The organism is Rhodoglobus sp., from assembly GCF_053580035.1.
Genome location: NZ_JBMDVL010000001.1, coordinates 1,001,417 through 1,027,976 on the forward strand (window position 1 = coordinate 1,001,417; position 26,560 = coordinate 1,027,976).

The 26,560-nt window shown below is 60.0% G+C and carries 25 protein-coding genes; 8 read left to right on the forward strand and 17 right to left on the reverse strand.

Features of this window, described 5'->3' with window-relative positions; all coding sequences use genetic code 11:
- Positions 1 to 55 precede the first annotated feature (55 nt).
- Entirely contained in the window at positions 56 to 1,618 is a 1,563-nt protein-coding gene (locus ACOH1Z_RS04970) for a stealth family protein (protein ID WP_449647357.1), read from the reverse strand.
- Between the two features lie 198 nt (positions 1,619 to 1,816).
- On the opposite strand from ACOH1Z_RS04970, the gene ACOH1Z_RS04975 reads away from it, so the two are divergent.
- Positions 1,817 to 2,023, forward strand: a complete 207-nt coding sequence (locus ACOH1Z_RS04975; RefSeq protein WP_449647358.1) for a PLDc N-terminal domain-containing protein — start codon at positions 1,817 to 1,819, stop codon at positions 2,021 to 2,023.
- Positions 2,024 to 2,042: 19 nt separating this feature from the next.
- Here ACOH1Z_RS04975 and ACOH1Z_RS04980 read toward each other — a convergent pair whose 3' ends face one another.
- The 3 genes from ACOH1Z_RS04980 to ACOH1Z_RS04990 are packed head-to-tail and all read right to left on the reverse strand — an operon-like array spanning position 2,043 to position 4,618.
- Complete coding sequence (locus ACOH1Z_RS04980; RefSeq protein ID WP_449647359.1) at positions 2,043 to 2,609, reverse strand: cysteine hydrolase family protein; 567 nt, start codon at positions 2,607 to 2,609, stop codon at positions 2,043 to 2,045.
- 33 nt (positions 2,610 to 2,642) lie between these two features.
- The gene (locus ACOH1Z_RS04985; protein WP_449647360.1) at positions 2,643 to 3,701 is read right to left on the reverse strand and encodes a VIT1/CCC1 transporter family protein; all 1,059 of its coding nucleotides are present in this window, start codon (positions 3,699 to 3,701) and stop codon (positions 2,643 to 2,645) included.
- Positions 3,698 to 4,618, reverse strand: a complete 921-nt coding sequence (locus tag ACOH1Z_RS04990) for an aldose 1-epimerase family protein (protein ID WP_449647361.1) — start codon at positions 4,616 to 4,618, stop codon at positions 3,698 to 3,700. Before ACOH1Z_RS04990 ends, ACOH1Z_RS04985 begins: the two co-directional genes overlap by 4 nt.
- Positions 4,619 to 4,661: 43 nt before the next feature.
- Between ACOH1Z_RS04990 and ACOH1Z_RS04995 the strand changes: the two genes are divergently transcribed.
- Positions 4,662 to 5,678: a galactokinase gene (locus ACOH1Z_RS04995; protein WP_449647362.1), complete on the forward strand. Its 1,017-nt coding sequence runs from the start codon at positions 4,662 to 4,664 to the stop codon at positions 5,676 to 5,678.
- A 148-nt stretch (positions 5,679 to 5,826) separates the two neighbouring features.
- Here the strand turns inward: ACOH1Z_RS04995 and ACOH1Z_RS05000 are convergent, their stop codons facing one another.
- Positions 5,827 to 6,702, reverse strand: a complete 876-nt coding sequence (locus ACOH1Z_RS05000; protein WP_449647363.1) for a bifunctional methylenetetrahydrofolate dehydrogenase/methenyltetrahydrofolate cyclohydrolase — start codon at positions 6,700 to 6,702, stop codon at positions 5,827 to 5,829.
- A gap of 161 nt (positions 6,703 to 6,863) precedes the next feature.
- A complete protein-coding gene (gene glyA / locus ACOH1Z_RS05005; RefSeq protein ID WP_449647364.1) occupies positions 6,864 to 8,147 on the reverse strand; it encodes a serine hydroxymethyltransferase in 1,284 nt (427 codons plus the stop codon).
- Positions 8,148 to 8,275: 128 nt separating this feature from the next.
- Here glyA and ACOH1Z_RS05010 point away from each other — a divergent pair, with 128 nt between their 5' ends.
- Both ACOH1Z_RS05010 and nagA read left to right on the forward strand, forming a co-directional pair.
- Complete coding sequence (locus ACOH1Z_RS05010; RefSeq protein ID WP_449647365.1) at positions 8,276 to 9,781, forward strand: beta-N-acetylhexosaminidase; 1,506 nt, start codon at positions 8,276 to 8,278, stop codon at positions 9,779 to 9,781.
- Positions 9,782 to 9,806: 25 nt separating this feature from the next.
- Entirely contained in the window at positions 9,807 to 10,979 is a 1,173-nt protein-coding gene (gene nagA, locus ACOH1Z_RS05015) for an N-acetylglucosamine-6-phosphate deacetylase (protein WP_449647366.1), read from the forward strand.
- On the opposite strand, the gene ACOH1Z_RS05020 is transcribed toward nagA, so the two are convergent.
- On the reverse strand, positions 10,915 to 12,171 hold the full coding sequence (locus tag ACOH1Z_RS05020) for an MFS transporter (protein WP_449647367.1): 1,257 nt from the start codon (positions 12,169 to 12,171) through the stop codon (positions 10,915 to 10,917). The genes nagA and ACOH1Z_RS05020 overlap by 65 nt on opposite strands.
- A gap of 40 nt (positions 12,172 to 12,211) precedes the next feature.
- Between ACOH1Z_RS05020 and purU the strand changes: the two genes are divergently transcribed.
- Positions 12,212 to 13,066: a formyltetrahydrofolate deformylase gene (gene purU / locus ACOH1Z_RS05025; protein WP_449647368.1), complete on the forward strand. Its 855-nt coding sequence runs from the start codon at positions 12,212 to 12,214 to the stop codon at positions 13,064 to 13,066.
- On the opposite strand, the gene ACOH1Z_RS05030 is transcribed toward purU, so the two are convergent.
- From ACOH1Z_RS05030 to ACOH1Z_RS05060, 7 genes are all read right to left on the reverse strand, one after another.
- Positions 13,063 to 13,608 carry a DUF1697 domain-containing protein gene (locus tag ACOH1Z_RS05030; protein WP_449647369.1) on the reverse strand — a complete coding sequence of 182 codons (546 nt, stop codon included), beginning with the start codon at positions 13,606 to 13,608 and terminating at the stop codon, positions 13,063 to 13,065. The genes purU and ACOH1Z_RS05030 overlap by 4 nt on opposite strands.
- 61 nt (positions 13,609 to 13,669) lie before the next feature.
- Entirely contained in the window at positions 13,670 to 14,443 is a 774-nt protein-coding gene (locus tag ACOH1Z_RS05035; protein WP_449647370.1) for a glucosamine-6-phosphate deaminase, read from the reverse strand.
- Positions 14,431 to 15,357, reverse strand: coding sequence for an ROK family protein (locus ACOH1Z_RS05040; protein ID WP_449647371.1), 927 nt, complete (start codon positions 15,355 to 15,357; stop codon positions 14,431 to 14,433). Before ACOH1Z_RS05040 ends, ACOH1Z_RS05035 begins: the two co-directional genes overlap by 13 nt.
- Positions 15,354 to 16,268, reverse strand: a complete 915-nt coding sequence (locus tag ACOH1Z_RS05045; protein WP_449647372.1) for a carbohydrate ABC transporter permease — start codon at positions 16,266 to 16,268, stop codon at positions 15,354 to 15,356. The genes ACOH1Z_RS05040 and ACOH1Z_RS05045 overlap by 4 nt, the downstream gene beginning before the upstream one ends.
- Entirely contained in the window at positions 16,265 to 17,251 is a 987-nt protein-coding gene (locus ACOH1Z_RS05050) for a carbohydrate ABC transporter permease (protein ID WP_449647373.1), read from the reverse strand. Before ACOH1Z_RS05050 ends, ACOH1Z_RS05045 begins: the two co-directional genes overlap by 4 nt.
- A gap of 139 nt (positions 17,252 to 17,390) precedes the next feature.
- Positions 17,391 to 18,656 (reverse strand): extracellular solute-binding protein, encoded by a 1,266-nt coding sequence (locus tag ACOH1Z_RS05055; protein ID WP_449647374.1) that lies wholly within the window; start codon positions 18,654 to 18,656, stop codon positions 17,391 to 17,393.
- 67 nt (positions 18,657 to 18,723) lie between these two features.
- Positions 18,724 to 19,857 (reverse strand): ROK family transcriptional regulator, encoded by a 1,134-nt coding sequence (locus tag ACOH1Z_RS05060; protein WP_449648198.1) that lies wholly within the window; start codon positions 19,855 to 19,857, stop codon positions 18,724 to 18,726.
- A gap of 4 nt (positions 19,858 to 19,861) precedes the next feature.
- On the opposite strand from ACOH1Z_RS05060, the gene ACOH1Z_RS05065 reads away from it, so the two are divergent.
- The 3 genes from ACOH1Z_RS05065 to ACOH1Z_RS05075 are packed head-to-tail and all read left to right on the forward strand — an operon-like array spanning position 19,862 to position 22,810.
- Positions 19,862 to 20,461: an FMN-binding protein gene (locus ACOH1Z_RS05065; protein WP_449647375.1), complete on the forward strand. Its 600-nt coding sequence runs from the start codon at positions 19,862 to 19,864 to the stop codon at positions 20,459 to 20,461.
- A complete protein-coding gene (locus ACOH1Z_RS05070; RefSeq protein ID WP_449647376.1) occupies positions 20,421 to 21,305 on the forward strand; it encodes an FAD:protein FMN transferase in 885 nt (294 codons plus the stop codon). Before ACOH1Z_RS05065 ends, ACOH1Z_RS05070 begins: the two co-directional genes overlap by 41 nt.
- The gene (locus ACOH1Z_RS05075; RefSeq protein ID WP_449647377.1) at positions 21,302 to 22,810 is read left to right on the forward strand and encodes an FAD-dependent oxidoreductase; all 1,509 of its coding nucleotides are present in this window, start codon (positions 21,302 to 21,304) and stop codon (positions 22,808 to 22,810) included. Before ACOH1Z_RS05070 ends, ACOH1Z_RS05075 begins: the two co-directional genes overlap by 4 nt.
- Positions 22,811 to 22,834: 24 nt before the next feature.
- On the opposite strand, the gene ACOH1Z_RS05080 is transcribed toward ACOH1Z_RS05075, so the two are convergent.
- From ACOH1Z_RS05080 to ACOH1Z_RS05090, 3 genes are all read right to left on the reverse strand, one after another.
- Positions 22,835 to 24,673 carry a heavy metal translocating P-type ATPase gene (locus tag ACOH1Z_RS05080; RefSeq protein ID WP_449647378.1) on the reverse strand — a complete coding sequence of 613 codons (1,839 nt, stop codon included), beginning with the start codon at positions 24,671 to 24,673 and terminating at the stop codon, positions 22,835 to 22,837.
- A 120-nt stretch (positions 24,674 to 24,793) separates the two neighbouring features.
- Positions 24,794 to 25,213, reverse strand: coding sequence for a hypothetical protein (locus tag ACOH1Z_RS05085; protein WP_449647379.1), 420 nt, complete (start codon positions 25,211 to 25,213; stop codon positions 24,794 to 24,796).
- Complete coding sequence (locus ACOH1Z_RS05090) at positions 25,210 to 26,511, reverse strand: serine/threonine-protein kinase (RefSeq protein WP_449647380.1); 1,302 nt, start codon at positions 26,509 to 26,511, stop codon at positions 25,210 to 25,212. Before ACOH1Z_RS05090 ends, ACOH1Z_RS05085 begins: the two co-directional genes overlap by 4 nt.
- Positions 26,512 to 26,560 lie beyond the last annotated feature (49 nt).

A 26,560-nucleotide genomic window follows, 5' to 3' on the forward strand; every position in this document is an offset into this window, starting at 1 on the left:
GGCGCAGGCGCACGCGCACGCGCACGCGCAAACCTATTGCGGGCCAGCGGTAACGCTACTCCGCTTCGGGAAGCTCCCAGGGCGCCGCAATGGGGTAATACTCGTCAAGGAACGTGCGCACAGCAGCCGCACGGTCTTCCGCTGACACCTCCGGAAAGCTGCCATCATTCAGGCAGAAGAAGTCACTCGACCGTTTGCGCAGCAGCGACCGCATCTTGCGTAAACCCTCAAGCGATGTCGTATCAACATACTTGACCTTGGCATCCGCCTGAATCATCGCCTTGCCGCTCAACAGCGCGTAGTAGTGGTACAGCGAATTGGTCACTGAAACGTCAGTGGCTTGGCGGAAAGCACTCGCACTGGTGCGCTTGAAATCCTCAGGGAATTCCTGCTCCAACTCCTTCAAAACCGAAACCCGCAGGGGCGTTGCAGCATGCTCGAGATGGCGCGTTATGGTCGCGCCAAACTTCTGCTGCAATAGTCGACGATTCACCCGCGCCGCATTCTCAAAGCCGGAACGCTCGACACTGCTCTCCCCCAGACCAATACGGGTGCGCGCCTCAATAAACTTCGACACCCCACCGGGCGTGAAGAAAGCCGACGGGCTCACCGAACGACCAAAGAACATGTCGTCATTCGAATACAAGAAGTGCTCGCTGAGGCCCGGGATGTTGTGTAGCTGACTCTCCACGGCATGCGAATTGTGGGTAGGCAGATCGTCGTGGTTAGCGAAAAAGTCTTCGCTGCGCATCAACGTGACCCGCGGATGCTCGGCCAACCATGCCGGACGGGGCGAGTCAGTCGCAATATAGATATTGCGAATCCACGGTGCGAACAAGTGCACCGAACGCAGAGCGTATTTCAGCTCATCCAACTGCCTAAAGCGTGCCTCGGAGTCGTCACCCTCACCAACAACAAAGTTCGCCATACGGGCAGCGCGAGCTTTTTGCCACTCCAGCTCGGCGCCGTCAACCCACGAGAACACAATGTCGATATCAAATTGAATATCGCTGGCAAGCGGATCGAACATTCCCCGCAGCGTCGGCCACGACTGGCCGTAAAATTCGACAGTGTCGTCAATCGCTTCGCTGCGCGGCACCCACCGACGCATCAACGCATTCGGGTTAGGGGCTACTACTTCGTCACGAACGTATTCCCACAGTTCAAGGCGCACACCGAATGGCGCATCGAAACGGAGACGGCCCGCAGGCTCAACCCTCGGACGAAACAGCATCATCGCTTTCGCCTTAATGGCAGACACCAGAACGCCATCCGCCACGAGAACAGGACTGTCACGGGCATCCGATGCCACCGGCTTGCCATTCTCTTTAATGCGGGCCGGCTTCACATAAAATGGTTCATTTTGGCACGCGGAAACTAAAGCAAATCCGAGCGCTTTGCGGTCTTTCCAATCGACTGCCAACACAGGTGTTTCGCCGTCACCGCGCACCAACAAAAACTTGATGCCCGCATCATCGAGCACACCGCGAAGAAACAGGAGATCGTGGCGCACCGCTTCCCGCGGTGTCAAAGTGTCATTACTCAGAGCCAAAAGCCCGTCGTGCAAAACAACATCATCGCGGTCAACAACCGCGGGAGAAGAAACATGATCAATCATGGGGGCCCCTTCGTGAAAGCGTGAGTGAGCTGCCCAGCGACCGAAGTGCCGTTAGCTTTTCTCAGAATAGCCTGACCCACTGAGAATCGGCCGGATTGCGCCCCGCGTGCTAGCTCAAGAGCGGCATCCCTCCATGAAACACACACTGTTTTATTGAGTCATACTCGGTAGAGTTGAGCTACCCACCAAGGAGGCACCATGACCGACTTCTCCCTTCTCTGGGGAATCATTCCGATTCTCGCGGTCGTTGCGTATCTCGCACTGATTGTCATTGCGCTCATGCAAGTCTTCAACTCGACAATGCCGACTAATACCAAACTGCTCTGGTTGATCGTCATTCTCGTCGCACCATTTATCGGATCACTCATCTGGTTCGCTATCGGGCGAAACTCGGCACTGCTCTAGCGCTACCAGAAATGCCGCTCTAGACAATGAATCCCTCGGGAGCTGCGCCCAACAGTTCTCTCGTGTGCACGATGTGAGCGAACTCGTCATGAAGGTTCACTCCGGTTATGCGGGAGAGTTCATCGGCGGTGACTTCTTCGCCATACGGTCCGACGCGATCGAAAGTATGGGTGGCATCCAACACGAACGTCACCTCATAACCGAGATTGCCACCGACCCTCGCAGTGGTTTCGCAACAGTGGTTTGTGGTGATGCCGCAGATTGCGATCGAGTTGATTCCGGATGCTTGCAGCCACGAGTCGAGATCAGGGCTGCCATGAAAGCTAGAGTTCACTGATTTCGACACAATCAGGTCGGGAGTGCCCGACAGTACATCCTTGAACTCATTACCCTGCGAGCTCGGATGCAGGGGTGATTCAGGATCGGCGGAATCGTGGCGAACATACACAATGGGCCAGCCTTCGCGACGCCAGTGACCAATCAGCATGCCAATATTTGATTCGCAGTCGGGGTTGTTGCGATCGCCCCAATAGTCGGAATCGTCGAAGCCTCGTTGAACATCCACCACTATCAGTGCTGTAGCCATCGCGGCCTCCTCGCCGTAACCGTCGCTACCGAACTAGCCGACGCTTACTCCAAATAGTAAACCTAGGAGATAGGTTGCCGCAGCGGCACCATAACCAATCGCTAGTTGGCGCAGCGCCCGCTTCAGCGGCGAAGCACCCGAGAGCAGCCCGACGATAGCGCCAGTAATGAGAAGCGCGATACCGACGAGGCCGCTGGCGATGAAGACAGCAGTGAGCCCTTCAGCACCAAAGAGGTACGGCAGCACTGGGATGACCGCACCAGAGGCAAAGAACATGAAGCTGGATGCGGATGCTCCGACGGCCGACCCGATGGGATTGTGCGCAGAAGTATCGCGCTCGGCCTGCTTTTCTGGGCCGGCTAACACTTCAGCAGCGTGCACGTCAGCGTCTTGCTCGCTCATTCCGCGAGCGCGGTAAACGAGGGCCAACTCGTTTTCGTCGACGTCGAGGTGAGAAACCGAATCGGTCGCAATGGGTCCATGGGTGGCAGCATTCTCGAGTTCGAGTTGCGACCGAACAGAGACGTATTCGCCTGCCGCCATTGAGAGCGCACCGGCGAGGAGCCCGGCAACACCAGAAAGCAACACGATCGAGTTGGGCAATCCTGCCGCACTCATACCGAGCACGAGGGCGAGGTTGGAGACGAGCCCATCGTTGGCTCCGAACACGGCGGCGCGGAACGTACCCGAGAGACGTTGGCGGCCACGCGTCGCGAGAGCGCGCACCACTTCCTCGTGCACCGCTTCGTCGGCGGCCATCGAGTCTGTTGCGTCAGCATCATCCATATACGGCGATCGGGATTCTGCCCGCTGCGCAAGCGCGAGCACAAAGACTGAACCAAATCGCCGAGCCAAGAGGCCAAGCAGTCGGGTGCGCGGGTCTGTCGCCAGTGGACGACCAGCATGCTCGCCAAGCAAGGTTAGCCAGTGATCTTCGTGACGTTTTTCTGCCGCAGCAAGTGCCAACAGAATCTCGCGCTCTTCGCCGGTGCGACGGGATGCAAGATCACGGTAGACGGCGGCTTCGGCACGTTCGGCCGCAAGATAGCGTCGCCAGCGCCGAACCTCGCGAGGGGTGGGGGTGCGCGTCATGCGGAGTACTCGATTCCCCAGGTAGCCGAGAACTCGACCCCCGGCTCAAGCCAGAGGAGCCCACGGCCAGTGTTGAACGCGTTCGGCGCTGCCGTCATCGGCTCAATCGCGACAACCTGGCCGACACCCGCAAGCGTCGGAAAATTGCGAGGAGTGAAGAGCTGCACGAAATCGAACTTCTCATCGACAGTGACCCGAAGCTCGCGGCCATCCGGTGCGGTGAGACGAGCTGCGACACCGTCAACAACCTCGATACCGGCGAACGCAGTATCCAGATCTAGTTCGCCAATCAGGCGTCCACCGCTCAGGTCAAATTCGGTACCCGCCACAGCAACTTCAGCGGTGGGGATGAGGCGCTCATTCGACTCGAAGCGAGTGGCGGCGCTCATTGTGAGTGTGAGCTGCGCGATCGGGGTCTCACCGAGCTTGAAGAACGGATGAGCACCGAGCGCATACGGCGCTGCGGCATCTGAGAGGTTTGTGGCGGTGTGAGTGACGCGCAAGCCCTTCTCGACCAGTTCGTAGCGCACCGTCGTCCGGACGTGAAACGGGTACCCGTGCTGCGGGAATACGGTCGCGGCCAAAGTGACCGACTCTGGTGTGCGTTCGACAAGCGTGTAACCGGTGTTGCGGAGCAGACCATGAATGGCGTTGTTGCGGTCGCCCTCAGTGATATCGAGTTGCTGAACCTCACCGTCGAGCATCCAGCGACCATCTTCAACGCGGTTCGGCCACGGAACCAACACGATGCCATCAGCGAAGGGAGGCATCGCCGATTCGGCGTACGATTCCACCAGTTCAACGTCACCGATGCTGAACTCCCGCAACGATGCCGCTAGTTCGGTGATGGTCGCCCGCGCCTCTCCCTGCTCAGTGGCGCGAGTGATGATGTACTGGGTTCCGGTAGGCGCAATCACCGCACTAGCCTACCGGCGCAATGCACTCACGAAAGAAGCACCCATGTCAGATATTCGCGACGACGTACTTTACGACTTCGAGGCCGTCTTCGGCCACCCCGCCACTGGCGTGTGGTCAGCCCCCGGTCGCCTCACCCTCCTCGGCACCGCCGATAGTCCAGAGACGGATGCCGAACTGGCCATCGCGATCAATCGCCGCACCGTGCTCGCCGCCGGGCTTCGCTCCGACCGTACCGTACGCATCGCGAGCGCCCTCGTTGATGAGCTCGTCACGATCGAGCTCGACGAGTTGGCCTCGACCGAGGTTCAGGGCTGGAGTCGTATCGCGCTGGGTATCGTGCAGGAGGCACTGACGGCATCCGCGGACGCTGATTCATTGAGCGGCGTGGACGTGTTCATCGACACCACGGTGCCCATTGGCGCCGGATTGGGTTCCTCGGCCGCGCTGGAGGCCGCGATCGCGCTGGCCCTGACTGACCTGTGGAACCTGAGCAAAGACGTCTCCCACTTGCCAGAGCACCCCGAAATTGCGGCGTGCGTGTTTGCGCTCGACGACCACGCCCTCGTGCGGTTAGAGCGCGAGACTCGGCCAGAGCTCCTCCCCCTCGACTGGACGACGGCCGGGCTCGAACTACTCGTCATCGACACTGATGCCCCAACGGCGGACGCCCTCGAGACGGTGACAGCGGATGACGAGGTACGCCGAACCTTGCACACCATCACAGAGAATCAGCGGGTTCGTGACGCAGCGCTCGCCATTCGCGATGAAACACCGCGGCTTCTTGGCGCTCTGCTCGACGCCTCGCACGCGAGCCTGCGCGACGACTACGGCATCTCAACCACCGAAGTTGACCTCGCCGTCGAAACAGCTCTCACCGCCGGTGCTTTGGGCGCGCGGATGCTCGGTCGTCCGTTCAGCGGAGTTGCTGTCGCCCTCGTCGACACCGATACGGCATCCCGGGTGCGAGTAGCTCTCGATGGAGCTTTCGCCGAGCACGCAATGGGGCAACCCACCGTGGAGGCGTTCTCGCCGTCGCAGGGTGCCCTGCGCGATCGTTAGCCGTTGATCTTGAATACAACGGCGATCGCGAGGCCGATCGCGACAATCGTGCCGGCCCAGACCCACACTTGAGCCCAAGGAAAACGGCGCTTACGTGGAGTGCGGGGGGTCACTCGCTGTGGCCTCGGCGGCCGTTCTGCGGTCACCGCTACAGCCGTTCAGCCGCGTCGACGACGTTCTTGACGAGCATCGCGCGAGTCATCGGACCAACCCCGCCTGGCATTGGTGAGAGGAATCCTGCGACCTCTGCCACGCCGGGATCAACATCTCCAACGAGTCGGCCCTTGCCTGTTTCATCGTTGATGACGCGAGTGATTCCGACGTCGAGCACTGCCGCCCCTGGCTTGATCCACTCGGGGCGGATAAGCCCAGCAGAGCCGACAGCAGCGATCACGATGTCGCCTTGGCGAACGTGGGTTTCGAGTTGGGTCGTGCGGGAATGGGTGAGGGTGACAGTGGCATCCAGACCCTTGCGGGTGAGAACGAGACCAAGGGGCCGCCCGACCGTGAGACCTCTACCGACAACAACGACGTGCTTGCCGGAGATGGGCACGTTGTACCGCTCCAACATTTCGACAATCCCGGCTGGGGTGCATGGCAGCGGGGAGTCGAGTTTCGTGCCGACACCTAGAACGAGGCGACCCAGGTTTGTCGGGTGCAGTCCATCCGCATCTTTGGCCGGGTCCATGAGTTCGAGCATCGCGTTCTCATCGAGACCGGCAGGCAGCGGCAACTGAATAATGTAACCAGTGACGGCAGGGTTTTCGTTCAGGGCAATGATGGCATCCCGAACTTCATCAGCGGATGCCGTGGCTGGCAGATCGACCCGAATAGATTCGATGCCAATTTCGGCGCAGTCGCGGTGCTTACCGGCAACGTAGGAACGGGATCCCGGGTCGTCACCAACGAGCAGGGTGCCGAGGCCCGGGGTGATGCCACGGGCTTTGAGGGCGTCGACGCGAACACGCAGTTCGTTTTTCACTGCGGTTGCCGTGGCAACACCATCAAGTTTCACTGCGGTCATCATTTTCCATTCACGTTGGGCCACACGCTCGAGTGGCCGCTTCTACACACTGCTCTGTCTATTAAACGCTAAAGAGCTCGTCGCCAGGTTCACTCGGCAACGAGCTCTCTAGTTGTTCCTGCTCGGGTCTGTTCGGGCCCGGTTGGTGCTGGTGGTGCTGCTTATGCCCAGCTGCCTGGGCTTTCGAGTCCTTCATAGAGCGGGAAGGCATCGGCGAGCGCGCGGGCGCGAACCTGCAGTGCGGCGATGTCGGCTCCGGGCTTGAGAGTTTCGGCAATGATGTCGGCTACCTCGGTGAATTCGGCGTCACCGAATCCGCGGGTAGCAAGCGCTGGCGTTCCGATGCGGAGCCCTGAAGTCACCATCGGTGGGCGCGGGTCAGCGGGAACAGCGTTGCGGTTGACGGTGATGTCGACGGAGTGCAGCAGATCTTCGGCTTCTTGACCGTTGAGCTCTGACTTGCGCAGGTCGACGAGCACGAGGTGCACGTCGGTGCCTCCCGTGAGCACGTCGATGCCGAGCTCTGTCATGTCGTCGCGAACTAGACGCTCAGCGAGAAGCTTGGCTCCACGAAGGGTGCGCTCTTGGCGATCCTTGAACTCGGGCGTTGCCGCGAGCATGAACGCTGTCGCCTTGGCGGCGATGACGTGCATGAGGGGTCCACCCTGTTGTCCGGGGAACACATTGGAGTTGACCTTCTTAGCGATGTCGACGTTGTTCGTGAGGATGAAGCCCGAACGTGGCCCACCGATCGTCTTGTGCACTGTCGACGAGACGACATCCGCAAAAGGAACGGGATTCGGGTGCAGTCCGGCAGCAACGAGCCCAGCGAAGTGAGCCATGTCGACCCAGAGCACTGCTCCGACCTCATCGGCGATCGAACGAAACTCGGCAAAGTCGAGCTGACGCGAGTAGGCCGACCAGCCAGCGATGATCACGTGCGGCTGAACTTCGATGGCCTTGGCGCGAACGTCGGCCATGTCGAGAACGCCGGTCTCTTCGTTTACTCCATAGGCGTGCGCTTCGTAGAGCTTGCCAGAGAAGTTGAGGCGCATACCGTGCGTGAGGTGCCCGCCATGGTCGAGAGAGAGCCCGAGAATGCGGTCGCCGGGCTTAGCAATAGCGGAGAGCACTGCGGCGTTGGCCGATGCTCCCGAGTGCGGCTGAACGTTGGCGAATGCAGAACCGAACAGGCTCTTAGCGCGCTCGATGGCGAGTTTTTCGGCAATATCCACAAATTCGCAACCGCCGTAGTAGCGGCGTCCCGGATAACCCTCTGCGTACTTGTTGGTGAGAACCGAGCCCTGTGCTTCAAGAACGGCACGCGGAACAAAGTTCTCGCTCGCAATCATCTCGAGGGTGTTGCGCTGGCGACCGAGCTCTTGAGCGAGCACTGCAGCGATCTCGGGGTCTACCTCAGACAGAGGAGAAAGGAATGTTGACACAGATGAGCTCCTTGCGACTTGGGTGGATACGTCAAATCTACCGGGTGCTGGTCAACGTAGCGAGAACCTGCAAGAATTAGTCTTAGTTAGTTAGGATCCCTGACAAACCCCTCGCCGATCGGAACTCAATGACGACTGCCCCCGTGATGCCCGCCCCCGTACACTTCAGCGCCGGAACAGGCCACTGTGCCCTCACTGACACCACGGTCATCCATGCCACCGGCAGTGCACAGCGCGTCGCCGAATACTTGGCCGAACTGCTTCGTCCGGCAACAGGATTCCGCCTTCCCGTTGCCACCGCAGCAACCGCAGCCACCGCAGCAACTCCGGACTCCCCAACCATCGAGCTCACCGTCGGCGACACCGCGCAGCCGACACCGGGTTACCTCCTCAGCGTCACCGAAACTCGAATCGAATTGCGAGCGGATGACGCGGCTCAACTTTTTGCAGGAGTTCAGTCGCTGCGCCAGTTGCTTCCGCACGCGATCGAACACCACACGGTGCAGGATGTCGCCTGGCTCGTGCCGTGCGTCGACATTAGTGATTACCCTCGCTTCTCCTATCGCGGCGCGATGCTCGACGTTGCGAGACACTTCTTCGATGTGACCGCCGTCAAGCGCTACCTCGACCGGATGGCGCTGCTCAAGCTTAACGTGCTGCACTTGCATCTGACCGATGATCAGGGCTGGCGCATCCACATCGACTCGTGGCCGAATCTGACAGGCCTCGGCGCAACCACGGCCGTCGGCGGCGGGGTTGGCGGTTTCTATACCAAGGCCGACTACACCGAGATTGTTGAGTATGCGGCATCCCGCTACATCACTGTCGTGCCCGAAATTGATGTGCCCGGCCACACCAATGCGGCCCTGTCTGCCTACCCCGAACTTAATTGCGACGATGTTGCGCCTGCGCCGTACAGCGGTATCGAAGTGGGATTCAGCTCCTTGTGCATTGAGAAGGAACTGACGTATCAATTTCTGGATGACGTATTTCGTGAGATTAGCGAGCTAACCCCGGGCCGGTACCTTCACCTCGGTGGTGACGAATCACTCGCGACAAGCGACGAAGACTATCTCGAGTTCATCCAGCGCGCGACGGCGATTGCGGCAAGCCATGGCAAGACTCTGATCGGCTGGCACGAGATGGGGCGCAGCCGCGATTTGCCCGCCGGAACCGTTGGTCAGTATTGGAGCTACGTCACCCCTCGCGATGATGCCGACAAACGGGTGGCCTCCTTCATCGAGCAGGGCGGCCAGATAATCATGTCCCCCGCAGATGCCATCTACCTCGATATGAAATATGCGAGTGACGAAAAGCTGGGCTTGGAATGGGCTGACGGGCCGACCACTCTCCACAATGCCTACAACTGGGACCCAGCAGCCATCACCAGCGGGGTGACAGATGAGCACATCCTCGGCATCGAAGCACCACTCTGGACCGAGACAATCGACAATGTGCGCGATCTGGAATATATGGTCTTTCCGCGCATTATCGCCGCCGCCGAAATTGCGTGGTCGCCACGCTCCGCGCACGACTGGGCCGATTTCACCCGCCGTCTGGCAGACTGGTCGCCGCGGCTCGATGCCGCAGAGATCACCTACAACCGCGTCAATGAAGTGAGCTGGCCGCAGTGAGCTGGCCTGGAATGAGCAGCACATCGTGAACGACCACGTCATCCATTCGGCGCAACTGGTTACCGGCAGCGAGATCGTCGACGATGGTTGGGTGGCGTGGCAGAACGACACGATAGTCGCGATTGGCGCTGGCGATGAATGGCGAGCCAACACGACAAACGAGACAACAGTTACGGATGCCGCCGGCAACTTTCTCACTGCCGGTTTCGTTGACATTCACTGTCACGGCGGCAACGGCGCAGCGTTCGATGCTGGCCCAGACGCCATTCGCACCGCTCTCCGTGCGCACCGGGCCAAGGGCACAACCCGCTCCGTAATCTCACTCGTGAGCGGAGACCATGCGAGCCTCGTTCGAAACCTGGCGACAATCGCGGAACTTGCCGCCAGCGATCCTCTGGTACTGGGCAGTCACTTGGAGGGCCCATTCCTCAACCACTCGTTCAAGGGAGCCCACAGCCCTGACGCGCTGCGCAACCCCACCGCCAGCGAGATTGACGAACTGCTTGCTGCCGCCAATGGCACGCTGCGACAAATCACTCTCGCCCCCGAACTCGACGGGGCAATGGAGGCCATCTCCCAGCTGAGCGCCGCCGGTGTAACCGTTGCGATCGGCCACACCTCAGCCGATTACGACCAGACGCTCGCCGCGATCGATGCCGGGGCGCGACTGCTCACCCACACGTTCAACGCCATGCATGGCATCCACCACCGCGAGCCTGGGCCCATTACGGCGGCGATCAGTCGAGAATCCGTGGTTCTTGAGGTCATCAATGACGGCGTGCACGTGCATCCCGATGTCGTAAAGATGTTGTTTGCGTCGGCACCAGGGCGCGTCGCGCTTGTTACCGACGCCATGGCTGCGGCGTGTTCCCAGGACGGGCAGTACCGGCTGGGGTCGCTCGACGTCACCGTCACGAATGGGGTCGCTCGACTCAGCAGTGGCGGCTCAATCGCTGGATCTACGCTGACGATGGATGCCGCGGTGCGTCGAGCTGTAAACGAAGTTGGGCTAACTCTGCCGCAGGCTGCTGCCGCGGCTTCCGCTGTGCCGGCGAGGGCTATTGGGCGCTCCGGCGATCTGGGCACTCTGGCTCCCGGATTTGCCGCCGACGCCGTGCTGCTCGATGCCGACCTTAGGGTGCAGGCGGTGTGGGCTGCTGGTCACGAACTGCCGCAGTCCGAGCACTCCGACGCCTAAGGAGTTCTCCTCCGACGATCGCGAACACCACGGCAACGCCGAGAATGGCGGCGTCGACGTAGGGTAGCGAGATTACGCCGTACTGATCGAGCAGGATTCCGCCGAGCAGTGCGCCGCCGCCGATGCCGATGTTGAACGAGGTGGTGAGGTAGGCCGAGCCGACGTCGCGCATGCGGGGTGAGGCCAATTGCAGGAGTCGGGTCTGCATCATGGCGGGGACTCCGCCGAAGGCGATGCCCCAGACGGCAATGACGGTGAACATGATTGCGGGTTGCGCCGGGAACATTCCGAGCAGTGCTGCGCAGATCGCGACGAGCGCAACGGTGACGGGGATGATGCTGCGTGGGAAGCGATCAACGAGCAGCCCGGCTAGTGCAAGACCGACAGCACCAGAGGCACCAAAAATGAGCAGCACACCGGCGACAGCGCCGCCCTCGATCCCGGCGGGACCAATCAGATAGGGAACGATGTAGGTGTAGAAGAGGTTGTGGCCGAGCATTGCCAGAGCAACCAAAATGCACACGTAGATCACGCCGGGCACTGAGCGGTCTTTGCGCAAGGGAATCGAAATTTCGCCAGTGGCGAGAGGCTGCTGGTGATCAACGGGAGGCAGAATCCGCACGACCATGATCGTGAGCGCCAAAATGATGATCGCGATTACGACGAAGGCGAGTCTCCAGCCGAGGGCATGGCCGAGAGCGGTTCCCACAGGCACACCGAGCACGAAGGCTGCGGTGGCTCCGGCGCTCGTGACGGCAACAGCTCGCCCGACCTGATGCGGGGGAACGAGGTGTGCCGAGTAGGCCCCTACGACGGCCCAGAACAGTCCGTGCGACAGCCCGCCGATAATTCGGGCGATAACCAGAACGGCATAGTTCGGGGCGGCAGCTGCCAGAAGGTTTCCGACTACAAAAACCAACAACACCACAATGACAAGCTTCTTGCGGGGCTGATTTCGAGTGAGCGCGGCAAGCGGTGCGGTGGAGATCACGACAGTGGCCGCAAAGATCGTGATGAGCAACCCGACTTGCGACTCAGAAACCGAGAGCTCAGAAGCAATCTCCGGCAACAAACCGGTCGGCAACCACTCGCTAGTGACCGAGGTAAAGATCAGCGCTGAGAGGGTAAAGAGACCCGCCCACGGAAACGCTTGAGAAGTGGCGGATGCTGGTGACGTGCGTGGCGTGCTCATATCTGCCTAAGCCTATCGCTGGCACCGGTACGCTAATTCTGTGACCACCTCAACGCACTGGATAGTAACTCTCACTTGTGACGACAAGCCCGGCATCGTTCACGCCATCAGTGGGGCCATTGTTGACGCCGGTGGCAACATCACCGAATCCCAGCAATTCTCCAGCGGCGACACCGGCCGCTTCTTCATGAGACTCCAAGTGGAATCGGATGCTTCGCGCCACGATTTCGAGACAGCCCTCGCACCCGTGACCGAGCGGTACGCGATGGAATGGCAACTCGATGTTGTGGGGCGCCCCCTGCGCACTCTTGTTCTGGCATCCAAGGCTGGACACTGCGTCAATGACCTTCTTTACCGTCAGCGTGCAGGTCAACTAGCGGTCGATCTTCCGCTGATAATGAGCAACCACCCTGATCTGGGTTCTCTTGCCGAGTTTTACAAAGTGCCGTTCGAGTCACACGCAGTGACGACGCCCGGCCAGAAGTTGGCGTTCGAAGATCGCATCCTCGAGGTAGTCGAACAGCACGACATCGAACTCGTGGTGCTTGCCCGCTACATGCAGATCCTCTCCCCCGAGCTGTGCGAACAGTTGAGCGGCAAGATCATCAACATCCACCACTCGTTCCTGCCCGGCTTCAAGGGCGCAAACCCTTACAAACAAGCGCACGCTCGCGGCGTGAAGCTCATCGGCGCCACCGCCCACTTCGTGACGAGTGACCTCGACGAGGGACCCATCATTGAGCAGAACGTGGTGCGCGTCGATCACGCCAGCACCTCAAGCGAACTGGTCTCGATCGGTCAAGACGAAGAGAGCCGCACCCTCACGCAAGCCGTGAAATGGTTTGCCGAAGACCGCGTACTGCTCGACGGGGCGCGCACAATCATCTTCCGCTAATCTGCCGCGTCGAGCATTTCAAGCAGTCGATTAGTCGTGCGCCAGTTGCGCACCGTCATTCGCTGAGACAGTCGCTTGCTCCGAAGACGAGCAATTCGAGACTTCGAAGAATCGACGACCGTGCGCGAGAAGTAGAGCGCATCCGGCCCCGGTGAAATCGAATCGACTTCGTCGTTGAGTTCTGGCAACTGGTCCATTGCTTCGGCAGCGGTAAATGGTCTCTTGAGAAACAGCACATCGCTGAGCAGCTCTGCCGACCCGTGATCGCTCGGGGCCGCCGCTACCGTAGCCGCGAACTCGTCGCGTGAACGCACGACGGCAAGGATTTCTGTTCCCACCAGCTCGCGCAGCATCAGCTCGATCTCGACCTCAAGCTCGGCACTGCTGGGGACGGCAGAGGAGAACACAACGTTGCCACTCTGAATGTAGGTGCGCACATCGCCGAATCCGGCAGCGCTGAAACATTCCTTCAGCGCCGACATGCTGATCACGTTCGAACCGCCAACATTGATCCCGCGAAGCAGCGCCACGTAATTCGTCATGAGCTAACGATGGCACGGAGTACCGACACGAGCCATCGCCCGGCGGGAAAACCCGAGTGCTCTAGTGCAGCCGTTCCCAATCGAGTCGGTTGTCCCACGAATAGCGATAATACTCAGCAAACTTCAACTCGGATGCCGCAGCCTCATCCACAATCACGGTGACAGTGGAGTGCAACTGAATTGCCGACCCCGGAAGGCTCGCCGTTACCGGACCCTCAACAGCCCCCGCGAGCGCTGCAGCCTTCGCCTCACCAAACGCCAACAACACCAGGTGCCTAGCGCGCTGGATCGTACCGAGCCCCTGAGTGACACAGTGTGTAGGAACATCATCTGGAGAATCGAAAAAGCGCGCGTTATCGAGACGGGTCTGTATCGTCAGCGTCTTCACACGGGTAAGCGAGGCAAAGGACGACCCCGGCTCGTTGAACCCAATATGGCCCGTCGAACCGATGCCCAAAATCTGCAAATCGACACCACCCGCTGCCACAATCGCCCGCTCATAATCGTCACCCGCAGTCTCGATAGGCCCGCTCTCGGCCGGCACCTGCACGAGCGCGGGCGTCAACCCGAGCGGCTCAACCACTTCGCGCGTGATTACCGAGCGGTAGCTTTCGGGATGCCCAGCAGGCAATCCAACATATTCATCGAGAGCAAACCCCCGCACAGCAGACAGATCAAGACCGCGAGCCGCGAGAGCAGACCACGTCGTCAAGGGCGTCGATCCCGTCGCTAAGCCGAGGACGGCATCCGGAACCCGGCGCACGAGCGCCTCAATCAGATCTGCGGCAACCTCGCCTGCCGCCTGCTTCGAGTCAACAATTACTACTTCTGCCAATTCGCTACCTTCTCGCTACTCACCATTGCAGCACCGACCGCCGCGGCAGGGAACCCCTGCGGCAACCCGTGCACCCGTCCACCCAACCCGATGGAGGCGAGGAACGGCGAACTTTTCTCCCAACGCGCAAGCACTGCACGCACATCATCAAGCAAGTCGGTGAGCGTACTCACCCCGCCGCCAAGCACAACCGAATCCACATCAATCGTCAAAACGAGCATGCGCACGGCGGAAGCCACGCTCTCGACCAGTCGAGTGCGAACAGCGATCGCTGCAGAGTCCCCGGATGCCGCAGCCTCAAAGAGAGCCGTTGTCGGCTGATCAGAGTCAGTGGGCCACATGCGCGCCACGCCCGACCCTGAGGCTGCAGTTTCGAGGCACCCACGCTGACCACACCGACACTCAAGCCCATTCGGATCGATCGGCACATGCCCGATCTCGCCCGCAGCACCGCGAGAACCACGCCACAATTTTCCGCCAAGCACGAGTCCAGCGGCGAGACCGGTACCCAAGTTGAGGAACGCCATTGAGTGACTCGAATCAGTCTCCAAGAGATGAAATGCGCCGAGCGCTGCAGCGTTGACATCGTTATCGATGCTCACACTGCGTCCAAGTCGCGAATCCAGTTCTGCTCCAAGGTCGAGACCATCAATGGCCAGATTCACCGCGTGCGAGACACGACCATCCACCACGGTTCCCGGAATGCCAATTCCAATGCTCGTGAAATCAATCATGCTCACCCCCACACGACTGGCCAACTCCTCGAGCGCCAGAACAGTGGATGCGACGAGCGCGTCAGGCCCGATACCGGAACGAACCCGAACTTGCCCGGCAATCGCTCCCTGTTCGTCGATCGCGACGGCATCCGTTTTGGTTCCGCCGATATCGACACCGACTTTGTAGAGCCCAGTCACCCCTTCACCGCCCCCGAAACGAGACCGCTCGTCATCCGACCCTGAACGATCAAGAAAAAGATGATGACGGGGATTGCCATCAAGGTTGAGCCGGCCATGATCGCCGCCCAGTTAGTGGTGCCGTTTGCGATTTGGAACGTGCGCAACCACACCGGAAGGGTCATCATCTCTGGTCGAGAGTTCACGACAAGGGCGAGCAAGAACTCGTTCCACGCCTGGATGAATCCGAAGACACCGGTAGCAACGAGGCCCGGCGCGAGCAACGGCAGAGTGATTCTCCAAAAAGCCCCCGACCTGGACAGCCCATCGATCATTGCTGCCTCTTCAAGCTCGACAGGAACCCCGTTTACGAAGCCTCGCAAAGTCCAGATAGTGAAGGGCAAGACCGTAGCAACATACACAATCGTGAGGCCCATGATCGTGTTGAGGAGCGACCAGCTATCAAGAACTCGATAGGTCGACACGATCATCGCCTCTGCCGGAATCATCTGCACGATCAAGATTGTCAGGATGAAGCCCTTACGACTTTTGAACCGAAACCGAGTGACCGCAAGCGACGCCAAGAACGCGAAAACGAGCGCAATGATCACAGTCGACACCGTTACGACAACAGAATTGCCCAGAGCCGGCATGAACTGCGAACGCGTCGTATCAAACAACACCGTTTCGTAGTTGCGCAGCGTGAAATTCTCTGGCCAAAAGTTAACCTCAGAGCCGAGGATCTCGTTATTGGGCTGAAATGAGGTTTGCACCATCCAATAGACGGGAAAGATCGAGAATGCGGTGACGACCGCCGCAATGGCGCTCAAGACAACCTTGGTGACTCGCCGCGAGACCAAACCTGCGCGAACGGGGGCTTTCGCCCGTGGCTTCGCTGCTGGCGTCGCCCGTGATGCTGTTGAGACACTCACAGCTCTTCCTCCTTGATGCTCTGGCGGACGTAGTAGAACGAAATCGCGGTAATGACGATTACGGTGATGACCGCAATCGCACCACCGGTGCCGTACTCCCCAGTTCCGAGCGAGTTTTGGTAGATGTAGACGCCCAAAGTGGACGTCTGTTCTTTGATGCCGCCGATTCCCTGCAGAGCGAAAATCTGAGTGAAGACTCGAAGATCCCAAATGATTTGCAGGATGAAAACCACAAGGAAGATGGAACGCAGGTACGGGAAAATGATTAGCCTGAAGCGCTGCACAGGCCCCGCGCCATCCAACTGTGAGGCCTCAAGAACTTCGTCGGGCACCTGCGTTAGTCCGGCATACACCGTGAACACTACGAACGGGATTGCTCCCCAGATCACGATGAGCGCCGCCACGAAAAAGAAACTGAGTGGCTCAATCAGCCACGAATGACCGATGTAGTCAAGACCAAACCAGTGAGTGAGAACGTAATTCACCACTCCATAACCGGTGTCGAACATCCACCCCCACACAATGGTGGCGGTCAAGGCTGGCATCGCCCAGGCCAGAAGCAGCCCGATGGAGAGAATAAGCCGCATGACCTTGCCGAGGGCCGACATCAATAGGGCAATGAGCGTGCCCATGACCATGGTGCTGACAACACACACCGCAGCAAAGGCAAAGCTGCGGAACATGACCAACCAAAATGCCTGATCGGTCAGGACCTCAACGTAGTTGTCGAATCCTATGAATGGTGACGGTGCGCCAAACACCTGCGCGCGCCCGAACTCCTGAAACGACATGATCACGAGTTGGATCAGCGGCCAGCCGATCACGGCAGCGAGAACGGCCGTCGCCGGAATGAGCAAAGAGTAGGGGGTGAACTGCGCGCGTGGCTTCTTTACCGCACGCTGACTGCCCGGCTGCGATGGAGCAACGAGGCGATCACCGTCGACATCGCCCGGAGCGACATCAAGGGTGGGGTTCGGTGACATAAGAGCTCCCGGATATTATTGGACTGTGCCTCGAACCTTTTCCTAGGGCGATGGCAACGAAATGGGTGCTCGACCCGATCATGCGCGACCGAGCCGAGCACCCTTTTGCTGGAGCCTGTGCCGTTTCCGGCCGGGCTGACTAACCGTTGAGAATGCTGTCAATCTTCGCGTCGAGATCCTTTGCGAGTGATGACACATCGCCACCCTGAGCAATCTGAACAAAGAAGTCGGTGAGTGCACCCGAAGCTTCAACGTCTGCCCACTTGGGCGATGCTGGTGTCAATCGGGCGGCACCGGCGGCTTCAGAGATTGCCACAGCTACCTCATCCGTTCCGAGGGTGTCTGCCAGCGATAGCTTTGCTGGCACGAGCCCATTGGCGCCGTAGATTGACTGGAACTCGTCGCTCAGAATGATCGCCAAAGCCTTCTTGGCGAGTTCGGGGTGCGCTGAATTCGCCGAAACGGCAATGTTCGATCCACCGGCAAAGACCTGCGCTGCGCCACCGTCTTTACCTGGCATTGCATAGACGCCAAGGTTTGTTTCCTCATCGGGGCAACCGGGGGTCTCGGCGTCGAGCGGAGCCAAAATCGACCACTTCACCCAGCTCGGAGCCGACAGCTGCAACGTCGTTCCCTCACAGAAACCAACCTGCGGGTTGGTTTCATTGGCGTCCTTGGGAGCGCGCGACGCCTTCGTCATAACCTCTTGAACCTGCTCAAGGCCAGCGATGGATTCGGCCGACGAGAACTGCGACTTCCAGTTGCCGCCATCGAACGTGGCAACTTCGCCGCCGTTCTCCCAGATGAAGGGAAGAGCGTTGTACCAGTCTTGACCTGGCCACCAGATTCCGGATGCACCCGGATTGGCTTCGGCCAGTGCTTCACCATTGCTGACGTACTCGTCGAGTGTTGTCGGAACGCTGAGACCGGCTGCAGCCAGAGCATCCTTCTTATAGAAGACAAGTCGCGACCCCGAGTAGAGCGGAGCAGCGTAGAACTTGCCATCGTACGAACCGGCCTCAACGAAACCGGGAAGGAGATCGTCGCCGCCGAAAGCGTCATAGTCACCCGTGATGTCGAGGAATGCGCCCGCCGACGTGAATGCTGCTGCTTGAGTGTTGCCGACCTCAACGAGGTCGGGGCTATCACTGCCAGAAAGATTCGTCGTGAGAAGGTCAACGAGACCGCCCCACGCCTGTTCTTCGATAGTGAGAGTAGAACCGGGATTCTCCGACTCGAAAGTATCAATCAAGTAGTCACGGGCCTCTTGGGGCGTATCCGTTCCCACCAACCACACGCGCAAATCGGCGGTGGCGTCTTCGCCGCTGCCGCTGTCACCCGCTGAACAACTTGCCAGCGTCAACGCTGCCACGACGCCAAGCGCCGCGATGCTGAGTTTCCTCACTATGTTTCCTTTCCTAGGGCGATGGTGCCAGCGGACAACTGGACACCTCGTGGTGCATAGAGTCCAACTATGAGACTCCGAGTTGCGCGGAGAGAACCATGACGGCTGCGCCGCGCATGACAATGTTCTCTCCGAGCGCTGTCATCCGTACGGTGAGATCGCCGTGGAATTTGGCCATCGTTCGCGCGCGGAGTGTCTCGACGGTGGCTTCTTTAAGCGCACCCTCAAGCAGTGAGGTCGGTCCGCTCAACACAATCTCCGAGAGATTGAGAGCGCCGACGACAGGGGCGAGCGCAATGCCGAGGCGTTGCCCTGCTTCTGCCAAAACTGTGTTCCGAGCTTCGTCACCGGATGCCGTCTCCAGAGCCGCATCGAGTCGCGGTGCCGCCAACCACGTCTCCAAACACCCGGTCTTGCCACACGCACATTCCATGCCGTCATCGGTGCCGACAACAACGTGCCCGATCTCGCCGGCAGCGAAAGTGCTCCCAAAGAGAGGGATGCCGCCGAGCAGCAGCCCGGCGCCGACACCGTGGCCGACTTTGACGAGCATCATGTCGCTTGCTGCACTGCCGAAGCTGTGTTCGGCGAGCGCCGCGACGTTGGCGTCGTTGGCAACGACGACGGGGAGACCGAATTGTTCGGTGAGCATGCTTTGCAACGGCAGGTCGTTCCAGCCGAGGTTGGGGGCGCTCAGCACAACACCGGCGAGGTCGACTATTCCGGGTGATCCGACACCGATACCGAGCACGGGGCGCGTAACGTGGGCGAGCAATGCCTCAACGAGCGAAATAACTTTGGCCGTGGCATCCGCCCCGCTGCTGTCGGCGAGGGGAATTTCGTGACGGTGCAGGATGGCGCCGTGGAGGTCCATGACGGCACCACGGAAGGTGCTGTAGTCGCTGAGGTCTATGCCGACGATGTCGAATGCTTCAGAGTTGAGCTCGAGCATTGTTGCTGGCTTGCCTGGTCGGCTGCCTTCACGTTGCCCAGTTTCGATGATGAGCCCGTCGACGATGAGTTCGGCGACTAGGTCGGAGATGGTCACACGAGTGAGTCCGGTCTCGCGAGAGATGTCTGCGCGGCTGAGTTCACCTTGCCGGTAGAGGGTCTGGATCACGAGCGATCGGTTGTGATTTCGCGCGTGCTCCGGCAGCACTTTTGCCGTTGGCCGTAGTGCTTTTCCGTTCGTGAACCCCATTGTCATGTTTGTTAGTAAACTTTACGAACTAAAGATCCGCAACCCTCGCGACAGAATTGTTATCAATCGCTCGCGCGAACGCGAACACACCTCTCAGAAGAACACCAGCCTCTCAACAGGCTTGCTCGGGCATACTGAACTCTCGACGATCTCTGGGAGCCCCATGCGAAGCCTCACCGACAACAAGACCGCCGCCGCACTCTTTGCCGGTGTCACGCTGGTGGGAGCGCTCTCCGCGTGCTCCTCCCCCGCCACAGGAACAGACGCTTCCGTTACCGAAGGCGCAACCCCCGCGACCAACGGTGACTACGCCGACGGCACCTACACCGAAACCGGCGACTACACTTCACCGAATGGTGCCGAGCAAGTCGAGGTCACCCTCACGCTTGCCAGCAACGTCATCACCGACGTAACCGTTGTCGGATTCGGCGAGAGCCCCAACTCCAAGCAATTCCAGGGCGAATTCATCGGGGGCATCGCAGATGAAGTTGTCGGCAAAAACATCGACGAACTCTCCGTAGATAAAGTAGCGGGGTCGTCGCTTACGAGCGGTGGCTTCAACAATGCGGTCGAGGCAATCAAGGCAGACGCCCTCGCCGAGTAAACAGTTCGATGCCATCGGCGCGCCCTGGCAGATCGATACGACCCAGCCGCTGAACGCTGAGGTCGAAACGGCCGTGCACGCACGCATCGACCGCTTCGACCGCACCTATTCGCGCTTTCGTGACGATTCTCTCGTCAGCACAATCGCGCGCACTCCCGGCAACTACCCTTTTCCCGCGGATGCACCACCGCTGTTTGAGCTCTACCGTCGGCTTTACGACGCCACCAACGGGGCAATGAGTCCCCTCGTCGGACGGGCGCTCGAAGAACTCGGCTACGACCGCACCTACTCCCTACGACCCACCGCAACACGCACCCGCATTCCCGAATGGAACGAAGCCCTCAACTGGAACGGCACCGAACTCACTACCCTCACCCCCGCCGTGCTTGACGTCGGCGCGGCAGGCAAGGGCTATCTCGTGGATCTCGTCGCCGCTGAACTGCGCGAACACGGCATCAGCGCCTCGACGGTGGATGCGAGTGGAGACATCCTGCACCGCGGCGAGACGCCACTCCGGGTCGCGCTTGAGCATCCACTCGACACCAGCAAAGCCATCGGCGTAGTGTCGATACAGAATCAAGCAATTTGCGCGTCAGCCCCGAACCGGCGAGCGTGGGCGGGGCTCCACCACATCCTTGATGCCCGCACAGGCCAGCCGACCGATCGGGTTATTGCTACGTGGGCCATTGCCGCCACAGCGCTAGAGGCCGACGGGCTTGCAACCGCACTGTTCTTCGCCGAACCGAAAACTTTGGCCCACGAGTTCGACTTCCACTGGGTGCGGATGTTGTCAAACGGACGAGTAGATTACTCGCCAAACCTCAACGGAGAATTGTTCTTATGAAACGTTGGCTCGATCACACTCTCGGCGCCATTGCGATGTACAAAATCGTGGTCATGTCCCTCGTGGTCATCGCAGTGGCCGCTATCGCGCTGTCGTTCTTCGATCTTGTCTCCCCTGACCCGTTCGCTCTGCTTGCCAGCCTGCCCGTCGCCGTCGCCTTCAGCTACGGCGCGAGCTGGATTGGCGCCAGAATCGTGCGGCAACGAGCTCATATCGAATCGTCGCTAATCACCGGGTTACTTGTCTTCTTCATCATGGCGCCGAGTCTTGAACCGGCTGGTCTGGTGGGAATAGCGCTCGCGTCGACCATCGCCGGCGCATCCAAATTTCTCATCGCATTCCGTGGGCGCCATATCTTTAACCCCGCAGCGATTGGCGCCTACGTTTTCATCTTTGCCCCACTGGGATTCCCCACCTGGTGGGTCGGCACACCACTGCTTCAACCTCTCATCGTTGTTGCCGCGTTTCTGATTCTGTATCGCACTCAGCGGCTTGATTTGGGACTCGTGTTCGTCGTCATCGCGGCAAGTATTCGCATAGGCCTCACGCTCGCGGGCGGCGGAACAATCATTGACGCGCTCAGCTTCACCTTCGCGTCGTCTCAACTCATTTTCTTTGTCGGATTCATGCTGAGCGAACCCCTCACCCTGCCGCCACGACGGTGGCAACGACTCAGCCTTGCCGTGCTCGTGGCCCTGCTTTTCGCCATCCCGTTCTCGATCGGCCCGCTCTACAGCGACCCGCTGCTTGCCCTCCTCATCGGCAATCTCGTTGCGTTTTTCTTCACCCAGCGCCGCACCATCCGGATGACGCTCACTGAGACCGAACAGATCGCCCCAGGCACGTGGGAACTCACCTTTGCCCCGCACCGCCCCATTACGTTCCGTGCCGGTCAATACATCGAGTTGTCTCTTCCGCACGCCAGAGCAGATTTCCGTGGGGTTCGCCGCTACTTCACTATTTCGTCTGCTCCGGATGCCGGGGCGACGCTGTCTGTCACTTTCACCGCACCAGAAAATGCGAGCAGCTTCAAGGCTGCACTCCTCGGCCTCCCGCGGGGATCACAAATCAACGCAACCGGAATTTGGGGAGACTTTGTCTTGCCCCGGGATACTGCCGAACCCCTCCTTCTCGTCGCTGGCGGCATAGGAATAACTCCCTTCGCGAGCCAGCTTGCCCACGCTCATCGTCACGACGAAGGCCGTGATGTCGTCGTCGTGTATGCCTCGTCACAGATCGGGCAACTGCCGTTTGCGCAATTGCTGACCGAGGTGGGAGTGCGTGTTCTGGTCTTTGGACCCCAAGCAGCCACTGCACTTCCCACCGGGTGGGAGCACGGCGGGCCCGGACGCGTCAACGGCGCGACCCTCGCAAAACTTGTTCCCGATTTGAGCGATCGCCGCGTCTACCTTTCCGGCCCGCCAGCCCTCGTGAATGATCTCAAGGCTGCGTTGCGCGGCAACGCCGCCCGGCGCATCCACACTGACTATTTCTCCGGGTACTAGTCGAACCAACCGAGTTGCGCGCAGCTAAGCGCCAACCTGACGGCGGAGCCTGAGCGCCCGCAAGGCATTGAGAATAGTGATGAGGTCGACGAGCTCTTGAAGGCCAGCACCCACCACGGCGGGCAATGCTCCCGTCATCGCAAAGAGCATGAGACCGATACTGATGGCGATACCGATCCAAATACTCTGCAGGGCGATGAAAACGGTGCGTTGACTGATTTCTACCGCAGAGACCACCCGGTGAAGATCGTCAATCAAGATCACGACATCAGCTGATTCGCTCGCAGCCGTTGATCCCTTGGCGCCCATCGCGATACCGATATCGGCTGCGCCCAAAACGGGTGCATCATTTACTCCGTCGCCCACCATCACTACGGGTCGAGGAGTTGTGGCATGAACCAGGCGAACTTTGTCTTCCGGGAGACATTCGGCGTACACTTCACTGATCTTCAAGTCGTCGGCAACTTTGCGCGCTGTCTCGGCAACGTCGCCGGTGAGCATCAGAGTGTTCTGGATGCCCAACGCCCGCAAATCGGCCAGAGTACGGCTCGCTTCTTTCCGCACGGCATCGCGCAATACGATCGCCCCGGCATAACGATTGTCGACAGCGACATACACCGCCGCCTCACCGCTTGAGAGTTCGATTCGGGTGAGCGTTGGCACCTGCTCTGCCACAAATGCTGGCTTGCCTACGCTGACGAGTTGCCCTCCCACTCGGGCTTGCACCCCGTGGGTGGCTACTTCGCGGGCATCCGTCACCGGGGGCAAGCTCAGCGAACGCTGCTGTGCTGCCTCAACAAGGGATGCGGCAAGCACGTGCGAGGAGTACTGCTCGGCTGCCGCCACTAACGCGAGCAGCTCATCAGGGGTTAGTTCACCCTCTGGCCGGATGTCGACGACAACGGGACGTCCACTCGTGAGGGTTCCTGTCTTGTCGAAGACCACAGTTTTGGCGCGAGCCAACACCTCAAGCGTTCCAGCATTCTTGACAACAACACCGTAAGTGGATGCGCTCGACATTCCGGCCATGAACGCGACAGGCGCGGCGATGAGCAACGGGCACGGAGTGGCCACGACGAGCACTTCAGCGAAGCGCACAGGATCGCCAGACACGATCCACGCAATCGCCGCGAGCGTGATCGACACCAGAGTGAATGGCACCGCGTAGCGATCGGCTAACCGCACGATGGGAGCTTTGCTCTCCGCCGCCTCGGTAACTAACTCCACAATGCGCTGATACTGGCTGTCAGCGGCCCGAGCGCTCGCACGCACCGTCACCGCTGCAGGCCCATTGACCGAACCACTCAGCAACACATCGCCCGCAACCTTCTCGACGGGCATGCTCTCCCCCGTCAGCGAAGATTCATCGACCGCAGTGGATGCCGAAACCAGCACGGCATCAACCGGAACGATCTCCGATGGCCGCACAACAAGCCGATCCCCCACCTCGATCTCGGTGGCAGGCACGTCACTCAAATCACCGGCAGCACTCAGCCGATGAGCGGACTGCGGTACACGACTGAGCAGGGCATTGAGCTCTCGTTTAGCGCGACCGGCTGCGAAGTCCTCGAGGGCCTCGCCTCCCGTGAGCATCAGCACAATGACGATGCTCGCCCAAAACTCGCCAACCACCACCGTTGCAATAATCGCAGTAACCGCAAGCACGTCGAGCCCGAATTCGCGGCGCAGAAGCTTGCGCACCATCGACACTGCTTCGCGGGCTGCGACAGCCAACGCATAGAGAGACAGCAACCACGGGACGACAGCGGATGCCGGGGTCCAGTTCAGAGCGAGGCCAACCGCTCCGACGACCACTGTCAGCGCAACGAGCGGATAGCGGCGCACGGCGGCGACAAGAGTCATACTCTTGTTCTACTCTGCTTCGCGGCATCCGGCCAGCTAGCGCAGCCTCGCCTTACGCCGGCGGCTAGGCGCTTGTCCCTGAGGGCCAAGGTGGTTCGTGCTGAGCTTTAGCGAGCTGCGCTAGTCATCTTTGCCGTTCTTGTTGCCCTTATCTTCGTCATCCTTCTTGTTGCCCTTGCCGCCTTTCTCGTCCTGAGTCGGGGTCGGCGACGGCGCAGGTTCAGGAAGCGCAGCAGTCAGGTCGGCACGGACGAGGTCGATAATCGACTGGATTCGGGCACTCCGTTCGGCATTAATTGCTCCAGATTCGGTGTCCAGCGTCAATTGTGCCTCGAGGGCGTCAAGAGCAACGAGGGCACCTTCGGGGTCTCCCACGGCAGCTGCCTGTGTAATGGCAGCGACGGACGCCTGCATTCGTGAGGCGGCGTCGGCGTTGATTACGGGGGTTTCCTGCGAACATCCGGTAATTGTTGCGGCGACCAATACCATCGCGCTCACGGCCGCAATGAATCTGCCGGCACTCACTCGTCTCGCGGTCATGGGGTCACGCTTTCTTGGAGTTCGGTGAGGTGTGTTCCGAGTGTGCCTGATACCGCCGGATAGATTGGTGCGGGTGAGCCTGCTGGAGTAGGGAGATTCGACCACGCGACGACACCAACCGCTGCAGCAACAAGAACGACGGCAGCGATGACGAAAGGTTTGAGCGCTCTGCGCGTCGCTACGGGCTGGCGCTTGGCGCGTGTCGATAGATCCGGCGCGACGACCGATGGCTGTGATCGTGCAGCGGCCGAAGTTTCGACGCGAGTTGCGACGCGGGGCGCTGCTTCAGTCCGCTTCAATACCTCGGTTGCTTGAGTCACGCCCGCGGTGTAACTCTTGGTTGCTTGGAGCTCGGTTTCTTCTCCACTGGTTCGCTCGCGCGCGTCGTCAACTTCGATCGGGGCGATTCGGGGCGAATCGGCGTATTCGTGCGAGTTGGCGAGCTCTCGCAGCGTGACAGCGATTTCCATGGGCGGCGGGCGGTGCTCAGCCTCGAGTGCGGTCATGGTGGTGAGAAGCTCGGCCCAGACGCTATCAAGGGTGTCCGGCACAGTCGGGGTGTGGTTCAACCGAACGCTGATTGTCTCGATGGCGTTTCCGGGAAAAGCGTCCTCGCCGGTGAGGGCTTCCAGCAACACCAAACCGAGTGAGTAGACATCGGATGCCCCTACCGTCTCGCTCCCGCGTGCCTGTTCCGGGCTGAGGTAGCTCGCACTGCCGATAATCATGCCTGTCGAGGTGAGCCTGCTGCCATCGACAAGGCGGGCGATGCCGAAGTCCGCGAGTTTCGCATGGAATTGCCGGTTGGGGAGTTCTGAATGGGCCAGCAGGATGTTGGCGGGTTTGACGTCTCGGTGCACGATGCCTCGGCCATGCATGTAATGCAGCGCCTCCGCAATGTCTGCACCAAGATGCGCGACCAGTCCGGGTGGTAGCGGCGCGGTCATCACCTCCCGCAGATTAGGGCCGTCGACGAACTCCATGACGAGAAACACCCGATCAGCGGTGGCTGTCTTTTCCGTACCCGCGTCGATGAGGCTAACAAGCGCATGATGATTGAGCGCGGCAAGGGTGTCGATCTCGTTGTGCTGTCGACGAATTTCATCCGGGTCAGCCATCCCGGGCAACATCAGTTTGACCGCGACTTCACGCGGCAAGGACTGATCGATGGCGCGATACACCGAGGCCATTCCTCCACGACCGATGAGGCTGGTGATGCGGTAGCGGTCACCGATCACGCTGTCGATGAGATCGTCATCCGATTTAGTGGATGCTCGATCGAGTTTGTCATCTGACACACGTACCTCCTTAGGGCTGCGCGAAGTATTGTAGGCGAGTTGGCTGAGT

Coding starts and splice junctions, on each gene's coding strand:
- ACOH1Z_RS05080 (WP_449647378.1), bottom strand. CDS start 24,673: ATGACTCTTGTCGCCGCCGTGCGCCGCTATCCGCTCGTTGCGCTGACA.
- ACOH1Z_RS04980 (WP_449647359.1), bottom strand. CDS start 2,609: ATGGCTACAGCACTGATAGTGGTGGATGTTCAACGAGGCTTCGACGAT.
- ACOH1Z_RS05050 (WP_449647373.1), bottom strand. CDS start 17,251: ATGTCACCGAACCCCACCCTTGATGTCGCTCCGGGCGATGTCGACGGT.
- ACOH1Z_RS04970 (WP_449647357.1), bottom strand. CDS start 1,618: ATGATTGATCATGTTTCTTCTCCCGCGGTTGTTGACCGCGATGATGTT.
- ACOH1Z_RS05010 (WP_449647365.1), top strand. CDS start 8,276: ATGACGACTGCCCCCGTGATGCCCGCCCCCGTACACTTCAGCGCCGGA.
- ACOH1Z_RS05060 (WP_449648198.1), bottom strand. CDS start 19,857: ATGGGGTTCACGAACGGAAAAGCACTACGGCCAACGGCAAAAGTGCTG.
- ACOH1Z_RS05020 (WP_449647367.1), bottom strand. CDS start 12,171: ATGAGCACGCCACGCACGTCACCAGCATCCGCCACTTCTCAAGCGTTT.
- ACOH1Z_RS05075 (WP_449647377.1), top strand. CDS start 21,302: ATGAAACGTTGGCTCGATCACACTCTCGGCGCCATTGCGATGTACAAA.
- ACOH1Z_RS05000 (WP_449647363.1), bottom strand. CDS start 6,702: ATGACCGCAGTGAAACTTGATGGTGTTGCCACGGCAACCGCAGTGAAA.
- ACOH1Z_RS04985 (WP_449647360.1), bottom strand. CDS start 3,701: ATGACGCGCACCCCCACCCCTCGCGAGGTTCGGCGCTGGCGACGCTAT.
- ACOH1Z_RS05065 (WP_449647375.1), top strand. CDS start 19,862: ATGTTTGTTAGTAAACTTTACGAACTAAAGATCCGCAACCCTCGCGAC.
- ACOH1Z_RS04975 (WP_449647358.1), top strand. CDS start 1,817: ATGACCGACTTCTCCCTTCTCTGGGGAATCATTCCGATTCTCGCGGTC.
- ACOH1Z_RS05030 (WP_449647369.1), bottom strand. CDS start 13,608: ATGACGAATTACGTGGCGCTGCTTCGCGGGATCAATGTTGGCGGTTCG.
- ACOH1Z_RS04995 (WP_449647362.1), top strand. CDS start 4,662: ATGTCAGATATTCGCGACGACGTACTTTACGACTTCGAGGCCGTCTTC.
- ACOH1Z_RS05070 (WP_449647376.1), top strand. CDS start 20,421: ATGCGGTCGAGGCAATCAAGGCAGACGCCCTCGCCGAGTAAACAGTTC.
- ACOH1Z_RS05085 (WP_449647379.1), bottom strand. CDS start 25,213: ATGACCGCGAGACGAGTGAGTGCCGGCAGATTCATTGCGGCCGTGAGC.